This window comes from Nitrosovibrio sp. Nv4 (genome assembly GCF_900215485.1).
In the GTDB taxonomy this organism is placed as follows: Bacteria; Pseudomonadota; Gammaproteobacteria; order Burkholderiales; family Nitrosomonadaceae; genus Nitrosospira.
On the sequence record NZ_OCMZ01000002.1, the window covers coordinates 1,240,129 to 1,251,626 of the forward strand.

11 protein-coding genes are annotated in these 11,498 nt (G+C 56.3%); 7 read left to right on the forward strand and 4 right to left on the reverse strand.

Annotation, left to right across the window (positions count from 1 at the left end; translation table 11 throughout):
* Window positions 1–3 precede the first annotated feature (3 nt).
* A complete protein-coding gene (locus CRO05_RS14000; protein ID WP_097068002.1) occupies window positions 4–453 on the reverse strand; it encodes a MerR family transcriptional regulator in 450 nt (149 codons plus the stop codon).
* Window positions 454–618: 165 nt separating this feature from the next.
* Here CRO05_RS14000 and CRO05_RS14005 point away from each other — a divergent pair, with 165 nt between their 5' ends.
* From CRO05_RS14005 to CRO05_RS14015, 3 genes are read left to right on the forward strand one after another with little or no spacing between them, the layout of a single operon-like run.
* On the forward strand, window positions 619–888 hold the full coding sequence (locus CRO05_RS14005; RefSeq protein WP_097067731.1) for a helix-turn-helix transcriptional regulator: 270 nt from the start codon (window positions 619–621) through the stop codon (window positions 886–888).
* Window positions 885–1,106 carry a hypothetical protein gene (locus CRO05_RS14010; RefSeq protein WP_090879246.1) on the forward strand — a complete coding sequence of 74 codons (222 nt, stop codon included), beginning with the start codon at window positions 885–887 and terminating at the stop codon, window positions 1,104–1,106. Before CRO05_RS14005 ends, CRO05_RS14010 begins: the two co-directional genes overlap by 4 nt.
* Before the next feature lie 30 nt (window positions 1,107–1,136).
* Window positions 1,137–1,592 carry a putative molybdenum carrier protein gene (locus tag CRO05_RS14015; RefSeq protein WP_090879248.1) on the forward strand — a complete coding sequence of 152 codons (456 nt, stop codon included), beginning with the start codon at window positions 1,137–1,139 and terminating at the stop codon, window positions 1,590–1,592.
* A gap of 83 nt (window positions 1,593–1,675) precedes the next feature.
* Here the strand turns inward: CRO05_RS14015 and putA are convergent, their stop codons facing one another.
* Window positions 1,676–5,365, reverse strand: a complete 3,690-nt coding sequence (gene putA / locus CRO05_RS14020) for a trifunctional transcriptional regulator/proline dehydrogenase/L-glutamate gamma-semialdehyde dehydrogenase (RefSeq protein WP_097067732.1) — start codon at window positions 5,363–5,365, stop codon at window positions 1,676–1,678.
* Between the two features lie 493 nt (window positions 5,366–5,858).
* On the opposite strand from putA, the gene CRO05_RS14025 reads away from it, so the two are divergent.
* Window positions 5,859–6,920 carry a hypothetical protein gene (locus CRO05_RS14025; protein WP_097067733.1) on the forward strand — a complete coding sequence of 354 codons (1,062 nt, stop codon included), beginning with the start codon at window positions 5,859–5,861 and terminating at the stop codon, window positions 6,918–6,920.
* A 299-nt stretch (window positions 6,921–7,219) separates the two neighbouring features.
* On the forward strand, window positions 7,220–8,200 hold the full coding sequence (locus tag CRO05_RS14030) for an isoaspartyl peptidase/L-asparaginase family protein (protein WP_235001453.1): 981 nt from the start codon (window positions 7,220–7,222) through the stop codon (window positions 8,198–8,200).
* 26 nt (window positions 8,201–8,226) lie between these two features.
* Here CRO05_RS14030 and CRO05_RS14035 read toward each other — a convergent pair whose 3' ends face one another.
* Window positions 8,227–8,655, reverse strand: a complete 429-nt coding sequence (locus CRO05_RS14035) for an AAA family ATPase (RefSeq protein ID WP_235001481.1) — start codon at window positions 8,653–8,655, stop codon at window positions 8,227–8,229.
* Window positions 8,656–8,982: 327 nt separating this feature from the next.
* Between CRO05_RS14035 and CRO05_RS14040 the strand changes: the two genes are divergently transcribed.
* Window positions 8,983–9,090 (forward strand): zinc metallopeptidase, encoded by a 108-nt coding sequence (locus CRO05_RS14040; protein WP_235001454.1) that lies wholly within the window; start codon window positions 8,983–8,985, stop codon window positions 9,088–9,090.
* A gap of 164 nt (window positions 9,091–9,254) precedes the next feature.
* Window positions 9,255–10,586 (forward strand): GTPase HflX, encoded by a 1,332-nt coding sequence (hflX, locus tag CRO05_RS14045; protein WP_097067735.1) that lies wholly within the window; start codon window positions 9,255–9,257, stop codon window positions 10,584–10,586.
* A 387-nt stretch (window positions 10,587–10,973) separates the two neighbouring features.
* On the opposite strand, the gene trbK is transcribed toward hflX, so the two are convergent.
* Entirely contained in the window at window positions 10,974–11,162 is a 189-nt protein-coding gene (trbK, locus tag CRO05_RS14050) for an entry exclusion lipoprotein TrbK (RefSeq protein WP_097067736.1), read from the reverse strand.
* Window positions 11,163–11,498 lie beyond the last annotated feature (336 nt).

An 11,498-nucleotide genomic window follows, 5' to 3' on the forward strand; every position in this document is an offset into this window, starting at 1 on the left:
GTTCTAGTTATTGCTCTTGTCCTGCTCTAGTCTCACGCCGCCGCTGACCTGAGCAAATACCCCCATGATGCCTTTCACCAGCCTACGCACCTGCTCAGGCGATAAACCCGCCCGGCCCGGCTCGATCACCACTTCAATCCCATCCGCCACTGTCAGATGGCTGCATACCTCGACCGATCCAACGGCCCGTGGACGAGGAGGAATCGGCGCCTGTTCGCCCCGGAGCAGTTCGCGGATGCGCTCCAGGGACACACCGGCTGTCGTCCACTTCTTGATCAGCAACAATTGTTCGAGATGCCGCGGACCGTAGCGGGCAGCGCGCGTCTCGCCTTCGGGCCGGTCAACGAGGCCGATCTGAACGTAGTAACGAACGGTCCGGGGAGGCAGATCCGCAAATACGCAAAGTTCAGCCAGCGAATAGCTGGGTTCCGTTGAGGCTTTTTCTGATTTCATGTAATACATTATTACACCAATGCTGTATGAAAACAAGTGTCTTAATATCAGCGCAGAACGTGTCGAACTTATATTCCTACCGCAGCAAAGAGGGTTCTGGACGTAGCTATATTTAACTGATTGATGTTATTATTTCATCGAAATCGATCAACAATAAACCCAACAATGATTACTTGTCGACTTTCTACCATTCTTGGCACTCGACGCATTAAGGTCGCCGATGTTTGCCGCGCGACGGGCATTGCTCGCGCGACGCTCGATCGCTACTATTACGACCGGGTAAACAGCTTTGATCGCGGCGTATTGGAAAAACTTTGCAAATTTTTACAAGTGCAGCCAGGCGAACTGCTGATGATGGTCGACCAGCAGGACCTGTTTGAACCATGGGACATACGTGGTCCCGCTACCGGGTTATTGCTGGGCAAGAAAACATGATAGAGCGTGAAGTGAAACTTTTGCTTAATGCCAGCGCCGTAAAGCGGGTGCAGGTGCATTATGCGGTAATGTCCGAGGGCTATATGGTAGTGATCGATGGCCAGCCGCTGGAAACAGCAAGACGCGAAACCCGCGAATTCAAAACACTCGATGCGGCAGCCAGGTTGCTCTTCAAGATAGGCATCGCGGATTTTTCGGTTAAACTCAAGACCGGTTAATAACCAGTTCAGGGGCTTCTTTAGCGCACAGTGATCCAGAAAATAATTTCAGGTGGACAAACCGGCGCTGATCGCGCTGCGCTGGATTGGGCCATAGCCCATGATATACAGCATGGTGGCTGGTGTCCGGCTGGGCGGCGAGCAGAAGATGGGATAATTCCGGATTGCTATCGCTTGCAGGAAACAGTGGGACGCAACTACCAGCAGCGTACGAAATGGAACGTGCGCGACAGCGATGCCACGCTGATTGTTACGCTGGCGCCAGAGCTGACAGGGGGATCACTATTTACGCAGGAATGGGCAAGAAAAATCAATCGGCCATGCCTGCATGTTTATCCCTGCGATGAATGGCGTAAATGGATCAGCGCTTTCCTGAAAACAAACCGGATCAGGATACTGAATGTGGCGGGACCGCGTAATTCAAGCGCGGCAGGCATTGAACGATTTGTTCATGAAGTATTGGATGAAGCATTCATGAAGACTTGATCAGGCGAAAAACGCGCCCCATGGTTACGGTTACGAAATTGATTCAAAAAGAATAACAGCATGAGCATGTTCATCGGACGCGTTCAAGCGTCCAGTGTCATCAGGCTGGCATTTCCCCCGGCGGCGGCCGTATTCACGCTCACTACGCGCTCTACCGTTAACCTATACAGGGGAAAATTTTTGCCCGCGGCTGATATCAACGGCACCCGCGCACCGTCGCGAGCCGCAAGTTCGTTTCTCAGCCGGTAGGCGTCGTCCGCAGAACCCACGTGCAGCACAACGTCGGGTGCGGCTTGCATCCAGTCCTGCTCAATCCGCAACTGCTCTCTTACCGCTGGCGGCAGCGTGTGGACCAGCGCCCGTGGTATCGAGCCGTCCGCGAGCAGCACGCGGTTGCCGGTTGCCAAGGCTCCGGCAATCTGCTCAAGCAGCGTTTCCTCGTCATTCGCAAGGCAGGCTACTTCCCCGCGTGGCGCGAACACGAGCGTATTGCTCTCACCGGTTGGACCCGGCAGCGGGATGCGATACCTGAGCGGCGTGCGCGCCCTGTAATCCTGGCAGAGTTCAAAGAGCGAGACGCGCCCTGTCTGCTGCGCCCAATCGCCGAGAGCCCGCAGCGCCGCCAGCGCCTCCGGTTCACCCTGCTGGTTCCGTTCGCCGTTTTCATGTACGCCGCCGATGCGCTCGAGCGACACCAGCGCTTGCCGTAGCAGACGGTACAGATAGAGCGGCCCGCCTGCCTTGGGTCCGGTGCCCGATTTACCTTCGCCGCCGAACGGCTGGACCCCCACCACAGCCCCGATCATATTGCGATTCACGTAAATATTGCCAACATGCGCGCGAGTCACGATGAAATCGATGGTCTCATCGATGCGGCTGTGAATGCCGAGCGTAAGCCCGTAGCCGGTCGCGTTGATACTGTTGACCAACTCGTCCAGCCGGTCATGCGCAAAACGGACAACGTGCAGCACCGGACCGAACACCTCGCGCTCCAGCTCGCTGATATCGTTAATTTCGATCAGGGTCGGCGGTACAAAGGTACCGTTTGCGCATACATGCGGCAGTGGCAATTGGAACATCGCATGGCCCGCGACATGCATTTTCTCGATATGCGCGAGCAGTGCACCTTGCGCCTCGACGTCGATCACCGGGCCGACATCCGTAGCCAGCCGCCCTGGATTGCCGAGCGCAAGTTCCTGCATTGCTCCCTTCAGCATTTCCAGCGCGCGGTCGGCAATTTCTTCCTGCAAGCACAGTACGCGCAGCGAGGAGCAGCGCTGGCCCGCGCTGTCGAACGCGGACACCAGCACGTCCTGCACCATCTGCTCAAGCCGCGCGGATGAATCGACGATCATTGCATTCTGTCCGCCGGTCTCGGCGATCAGCGTAACCTCGCCCTCGTGCGATCGCTCGGCGAGCGTGCGGTGGATGAGCTGCGCGACCTCGGTCGAGCCGGTGAAGATCACGCCGCGCACTCGCCCATCGCCAATGAGGTGTGCCCCGACTGTTTCGCCGCGCCCCGGCAGAAGTTGCAGCGCCGCGCGCGGAATGCCGGCCTCATGCAGCAGCCTGACTGCGGCGGCTGCGATCAGCGGTGTCTGCTCGGCCGGCTTCGCAAGTACCGGGTTACCAGCGGCGAACGCGGCGCTCACCTCGCCAATGAATATCGCAAGCGGGAAATTCCATGGACTGATGCAGACCACCGGCCCCAGCGCTTCTGGCTTGCTACTGCCTGCAAACTGACTGCGAAGCTGCTGTGCGTAATAGCGGCAGAAGTCGACCGCCTCGCGCACCTCGGCGAGCCCATTCGGCAGGGACTTGCCGGCTTCACGCACCGCGAGTCCGATCAATTCTGATCGGTGCGCCTCAAGCGCGTCAGCTGCGTGCTCAAGCAGCATCGCGCGGTACCCTGGCGGCGTCGCCTGCCATTCGGGCGCGAATGCCTGGGCGGCGGCAAGCGCTGCCTCTACATCGCTATCGCTCGCCTCAATCACTGTACCGACGCAATCAGTCCGATCGGCAGGATTCAAAACCGGCAGCCGCTCCCCGTCGTTACGGTCGCCGTCGGCGAGCATCGGCACGGCCGACTGGTCCAGAGTATCCTTCCCCGAAAATTCGGCGAGCTCGGCGGCCAGTCTGGCAAGCGCGTGCTCATCGCTGAAATCGATACCGGATGAGTTCCTGCGCTCGGCGCCGTAAAGCTCGCACGGCAGCGGAATCGCTGGATGCGGCCGCGCACCTTCGCGCTCGACCTGGGCGAGCGGATCGGCGACCAACTCGTCTATGCTTACGTCTTCATCGACGGTGCGGCTGACGAAGGACGAATTTGCGCCGTTCTCGAGCAAGCGCCGCACCAGGTAGGGAAGCAGCGTCTCGTAGTTGCCAACGGGCGCATAAATGCGGCAGGGCTTTGCGAGCTGGCCCGCCCCCACCACCTGGTCGTACAACGCCTCACCCATCCCGTGCAGGCACTGGAATTCGTAGTCGTCAATCCGCGCATCCTGCGCCATCTGGTAGACCGCCGACAGCGTGTGGGCATTGTGCGTCGCGAACTGAGGGTAGATCGCATCCGGCGCGCCAAGCATCTTCTGTGCGCAGGCGAGGTAGCAAACGTCCGTATGCACCTTGCGTGTATAGACCGGATAGTCCTCCAATCCCTCGACCTGCGCACGCTTGATCTCCGCGTCCCAATACGCGCCCTTTACCAGCCGCACCATGATCCGGTGACTGCTGCGGCGCGCAAGGTCAATAATCCAGTCGATTACGGCTGGACAGCGCTTCTGATAGGCTTGGACGACGAACCCGATACCATCCCAGCCGGCCAACTCAGGGTCGAACGCGAGCGCTTCCAGCAGATCGAGCGAGAGCTCAAGCCGGTCGGCTTCCTCGGCATCAATGTCCAGCCCGATGTCATATTGCCTGGCGAGCGCCAGCAACGACTTAAGTCGAGGCAGCAGCTCGGCGATTACACGCTCGCGCTGGGCGCGGACGTAGCGCGGATGCAGCGCGGAAAGCTTGACGGAGATGCCGGCTCCCGCGTGGACACCCTGCCCGGCGGCTGCCTTGCCAATGGCGTGAATTGCGGCCTCGTACGATGCATAGTAGCGTTCGGCGTCGGCTGCGGTGAGAGCAGCTTCGCCCAGCATATCGTAGGAATAGCGGTAACCGCGCGCCTCATGCTCGCGGCTGCGCTCGAGTGCCTTCTCGATCGTCTCGCCGATCACGAACTGATGACCCAGCATGCGCATCGCGAGATCCATGGCCCTGCGAATCAGGGGTTCGCCGCCCTTCTCGACCAGACGTGTCAACGTGGCCGTTAATCCGCCCTCGCTGTGGGTCGACACCAGCTTGCGGGTAATCAGCAAGCCCCATGCTGCGGCATTCACAAATAGTGATGGGCTGTGCCCGAGATGCGCGTCCCATCCGCCCCCGCTGATCTTGTCCCGGATGAGGCGATTGGCGGTTTCCCTGTCGGGGATGCGCAGCAGCGCCTCGGCGAGGCACATCAGCGCGATGCCTTCCTGGCTGGATAGCGAAAATTCATGCAACAGCGCATCGACCCCGCTGGCATGGGTACGCTTGCCGCGCACCGCGGTGACGAGTCTGCGTGCGCGTTCCTGCACCTGGTAACGGCTTGCGGGCGGCAGATTGATCTGCCCCATCAGCTCATCCAGGCTCTGTGCCTCGTCGCGCCGGTAGGCATCGATAATTGCGGCGCGCAATGACGATTGCGGAGTATGGAGTTCGAATTGGAGAGGAGTATTGCGGACCATAGTTGGAAATTAATGGTCAACCTGCTTGCTTCCGGATATGACCTTGACGCATGCAGCGACCGTTAACTGCTAATAATGCCACGTAACGACGAATAACATTTTCCACCGTCACTTGTTTCCAATCGCTTGGGCGGTTTTCTATTGTCCGCTTCGGACCCTTCAACTCTTTTAAGGTCCAAAGTTGCCTGCTAATCCCAGAGCTACCCAACCGGTCCAGTATATAAGGATAGAGTTATAACAAAATAATAAAAACTTTATCATGGCACATCCATCGAATAACCATTATTCTCGTCTTTCTCTTTTAGGTCTGTGCGTCATGCCTCATAAATTTGAATGTCCCTTTCCTGCCTCGAATAGATAAAATCGAGCCATGTCCAACAATCTGCCTGCCGCGAATCGGTGATCCGGTGGGCAACGGGCGATTCGGAACTTCTGGCGTTCAACGTGAGGCCCACAGGCGAAATTCGGGTTGGATGACTGGAGAGATAAAACCATGAAAACAGCAGAGTTGCTGACGCAGCGTTTGGAGCTCGTCTACCGATGGTACAAGGGCATGGTCAACCCAGATACCGGGATGCTCGAGTACCTCTACATTCCCCGGGACGACGAATTCATCCGCGAGAAATCCCCCATCCGGGATATCGCTTCCGTGTGGGACGTGCAAATGCTCAGCGATTTCCTGAAAAGGCACGAGCTTCGACCACTGGTCGAGAAGTCGTTGCGGCACTACGGGGATTACCTCGTGGAACGCGACGGGTACCTGATCCTCGACCCCCGCCGCCTGGAGGAGCCTTCGTCCATCGCCCACAGTGCCTTTATGATCCTGGCCCTGCTGCACGCCTCGCCGCCCCGCAGGACCCGGCAGATCGCTGCCCTCGCCGAGGGGATACTCCAGCAGCAGAGGCCAGACGGCTCCTACAAGGTGTACTTCCACGACCTGCCGGACCACGGAGAGGAACTGTACGCCGGCGAGGCCATGCTCGCTCTTCTGGAAACCTACCGGCAGTTACAGAACACCCGGTACCTGCATAGCGCGGAACGCGGCTTCTCCCATTATGATGTGCAGTACTTCCGGCGCGCTCGTGTAGCGGAGGACGTGCTTGTCTTCTTCGCCAACTGGCAATCCCAGGCCTGCCGCCTCTTGTTCGAATGCACTCAGAGCGCTGGAATCAAGCAGGAAGTCGCGGACTACGTCTGCCGCATGCACGACCAGATCATTGAGCAAGGCTTCTACGAAAACGTCGAGGGCAACCCGACTCAGCAGGTGTCGGTGGAGGTGGCCTGCGCCTTGGAAGGACTCAACGACGCCTACGCGGTCACACACACCTCAGACGATAAGCGCGCCAAACGCTACCACCAGTGGATCTGCACGGGGCTGGCATATCTGCTCAGGTTGCAATGCACCCGCAACGGAACAGAAACGGAACGGGGCGGGTTCGGCCTGACCCCTGAAAATCGGACGCAGAGGATTGACATTACGGGCCATGCAGCCAACGCCTTCATGAAGAGCGTAGAGAATGGCATCGAATGCCAGCTGCCGTCCGCTAAACATTAACATTCCTGATGTTTCACGTGAGGATTTTAGTTTGGCTTGTCATGATATGATCGGCCAAGCTTGGTCTGTTACCCCAGCCAAATCCGTTTCCTCGCCTTTTGATCAGATTAGACTCCGCTTATGAGATTTATAATCAGGAAATACTTGAGGTGCCCACATCTTGAACAGTTAGAAGCCATACGCTGATTCTATCGGTTATAGGTAAATGTCCAACGCTACCATCCAGGTTTGCGCACATTTACAAACCCTCCCGAAGAAACTCCGATAATAACTTTCCTTACCCTTAGATTTTGTAACACGTGATAGCACGAACAAACACCGCTGGGGTGGATACTTCACCGATCCGACTGGTGATTCACGGTGGCGCCGGTACTATCACGCGCAGCAAACTGACAGCGGAACTCGAACAGGCTTATACGCAAGTGCTTGCGCAATCGTTGACTGCCGGCCATACGGTGCTTGAAGCGGGCGGCAGCAGCATTGACGCCGTGATTGCAGCGATCGTGGTCATGGAAGATTCGCCTTTATTCAATGCGGGCAAGGGGGCGGTGTTCAGTAATGCCGGCCGCATTGAATTGGACGCATCTATTATGGATGGTTCCACACTCATGGCAGGTTCTGTTGCCGCGGTTACGACAATACGCAACCCCATCCGCGCTGCGCACGCCGTGATGACTAATAGCGCGCATGTGATGCTGATGGGCCAGGGCGCTGATGCCTTTGCCGCCGAGAAGGGCCTGGAGATCGTTGATTCATCTTATTTCTATACCCAATTCCGGTGGAATCAGTTGCAAAAAGCCATTGCCGAAGAACATCTGCTGCAGGACCATGACGTGCTTCCCGATACGCCGCAGCCTGACGCGGATGAAAAGCGCGGAACGGTGGGTGCCGTGGCGCTGGACCGTCACGGCAATCTCGCCGCCGGCACATCGACTGGCGGGCTTACGAACAAGCGCTTCGGGCGCGTAGGAGATTCGCCCGTCATCGGCGCCGGAACCTACGCGGACAATCGTTCGGTTGCGGTATCCGCGACTGGCACGGGAGAAATATTCATCCGCACAGTAGCTGCGTTCAACACGGCGGCGCAGGTACGGTTGCAGCACATTCCGCTTACCGAGGCGGCGGATAATACGCTGGCGGAAATCGCAGGCATCGGCGGTGATGGCGGCTTGATCGTGCTGGATGCAAAAGGCAATTATGCAATGCGTTTCAACACCAGAGGCATGTTCCGCGGCACTATCGGCAACGACGGCATCGTGCGGGTGGGCATTTTCTCCTGAACTATTACCCAGGACGGCGTCCCTTTTTACATCGGCATGATTTCAAATCTGCCTTTATCTGCATGTACGAGGAATAGCTGGTCGAAGCCTTCCTCGATACTAGGCCGCTCCAAGTGCTTCAACGTGCCGAAAAGACCCGGAGAGGGAACGCGGTGCTTTTGGCTCCGGCCTTGGTTGCGCTCATACGAGGCTTTCGGGTCGGGCTCGAAGAAATAACCGATCACGCGATACCGAGCGTTTCGTGCCGGTTCAATATAACGTGCACGGTCTGCGCGAGTCGGGTTGGTATTGTCAATAACAAAGCGCTGCTGCGTTGCCAGACAGGTCTGCATGAAAACGCTTTCGCGATTGCGTGTTCGCAATAGATCCATACTGATGCGAACATGGGTTTCAAAAAAACGTTCGAGGTAAAAAGTAGTTTTGCCGGAAGCCTGAATGCCGATAAGAAGGATCATTTCCACGAGCGTGTCACCATCCAAGGCAATAGTCTTTTGGTCATGAAGCCATTCACTCTATTTTTATTATTTTAATTGACCGGTTGTGGACAGCTCAACACAACGACAGCCGCCTCCGAGCTTTTTTTGTGCCTTCTCCGTTTCCCGTCGCCGGCAGTACAGCAGTGTCCATTCCCAGTTCACCCCGTGCAAATCCGCCTCAATATCAATACAGAAGGTGGGGCACAAGAGTGCGGGGTGTGGCGAGTGCCCCTTTATTCATAGTATGGAAAATCGGCTCACTCTCGATAAAACCGGTTCGCCTGGGCGGTCAGCCCAAAGGCAATCATGCCGCATGCCCGACGATTGCTCAACGCCGCGGCATGGACTTATGTTGTCGCTTCCCTGATGACACTCCTCAATATGGCGCGTTGGTTGGCGATCCTGCGTCGATAATCGAAGTTAAAATAGGCAAAATGCGGCGTCAGATTGAATGCAAGAAGAATCTCGTCAAGCATTTTTCCTGATCCCTTCCATACTCCAGATTATAGCGATTAGCAGGTGCTATTACATTTGCAGGTACTATCTGAATTCGCCCACTCAAGATAAGCAATCCCCTAATGCAAAGAGAAGCTGAAGAGAAATCCAGGTACGCCGTCGTGGCGGCCGTACAACTGCCGAGCGTGAGCGATAGCGAGTTCGAGGCGTCGCTGAGCGAGCTGCGCGAACTCGCAAAAACACTGGGGTATGAAGTCGTCCGCACGTTCGTGCAGAAGCGCTCTGGCTTTGACATGACGGCATACTTGGGTGCCGGCAAGCGGCAGGAACTACGCAGCTTCGTGAACAAGGAGCCCGCAGGGTTCGAGGAAACAGCCGCTAACCCTGACAGCCGGGATATCGATACCATCCTGATCGACCACGAAATCTCACCATCGCAGGCGCGCAACCTTGAAAAAGAGGTCGGCTGCGAGGTAATGGACCGCACTATGGTCATCCTCGAAATTTTTCATCGCAATGCCCGCTCTCGCGCTGCGCGCGCCCAAGTGGAGATCGCGCGCCTCGGGTACATGGCGCCACGCCTGCGCGAGGCGGCGAAGCTTGCGGGGCCGCAAGGGCGGCAGCGCAGCGGCGTCGGTGGCCGGGGCGGCGGCGAGTCGCACACTGAATTGGACCGACGCAAGATCCGTGATCGCATCGCCGAACTTCAACAGGAAATCGTCGCGATGGATGCCGAGCGCAAGACGCAGCGTGCGCGGCGGCAAGAGCGCCAAGGACTCGCCAGCGTGGCGCTCGTCGGCTATACAAACGCCGGCAAGTCCACCTTGATGCGGGCTCTCACGGGAAGCGAAGTGCTGGTCGCGAATAAACTTTTTGCTACGCTTGATACCACAGTGCGTGCCCTTCAACCGGAGAGCGTGCCACGCGTGCTCGTCAGTGATACGGTCGGTTTCATAAAAAATTTGCCACACGGACTGGTCGCTTCGTTCAAGTCAACACTAGACGAAGCGCTTGATGCATCCCTGCTGCTGCACGTCATCGATGCAAGCGATCCCGGTTTTGAGCGTCAGCTCGAGGTCACCGAGGGAGTGCTTGAGGAGATCGGTGCGAATGTCGTGCCACGTATCCGCGTATTCAACAAGATCGACCACGTCGGCGATGCAGCAGCGCAAGCTGAACGCGAAGAGGCATTGCGAACACAGTACCCGAATTGCGTCGTGATGAGTGCACGCCGCCCTGACGAAATCGCGAAGCTCCGCCAGACGATCGTCGCGTTTTTCCAGCAAAATCTGGTTGAGGCCGAGCTTTTTCTTCCCTGGTCGGCACAGCAACTGCGCGGGGAAATTTACGCAAGCTGCCAGGTGCTGGGGGAGTACTCAAACAGTGAGGGCGCCTTCTTTCGGGTTCGCGGCGAGCCCAATGCCGTGAAGAACCTGCGCGAGCGGTTCAGCTAGTCACGGTAAATCAGCTTCGGATGACCGAATAGATAAAATTGGTGTGTAACTAATCTGAAGCTGACCAAGTCACCCATAACCTCGCTGCCAGTCAACAAAGGGCTTGAAACGGATTCGCAATCATTTGGAGTAAATTGCCCAGCAAAAAATCGCCCTTGACCTGTGGAACTGTTTTGTTATGCGACATCGTCAATACAGTTAGAAGTTTCAATTACGATTTCATTAGCATTCAATGCGACGTATGCATCAATCAGAATAAGCCAAACAAAAGCAACTCACGATCTGTTCTATGCCATGATCAGTCATCGACCGGTAAACAACTCAGAATTTGATCAATTCTTGTCCGGTGATAACAACTGTACTCGGCTCGACAGCTTGTCGCGAGCTTTATTTTTCTGCTACAGATTGGCATTTATCAACAAATGCTTGCCGCTCAGCTTCGTTTTCGAAAGTTGGAAGTACCGCCTGCATTCCTATGCCAGAACAATTCGTGGAATTTACTTCAGGAACCGCGCCACCACAACTAATCAAAGCGGCACTAAGGGCAATAATCAATACAATATATTTAGAACTCATTAAATTCTTCCTCTTTAAAAATCATCAACATGGCGCTGATTCAAGTCAAAATGCAACTAGTGGTTGCTTGGTCTAGCTCACCGACACCCCGAAGGATACCTCATCAGGAGTTCTAAAAACCAAGGGGAAGTTAGAAAGGTTTCAACCCGGACCGAACAAGTTCGTCGCATTTCAGATTAATACGAGATCCAATTAAAAAGCCACCCGCTGGGGTGGCTTTTTAATTGGTGGGCGGCGGGAATCGAACCAGAACCCAACACGACCGCGTCAGTGCTTAATGTTAGCCGAAAATATATGGTCCGATTCCCGGTAAATACCCTCAAAAATACCCCCAGC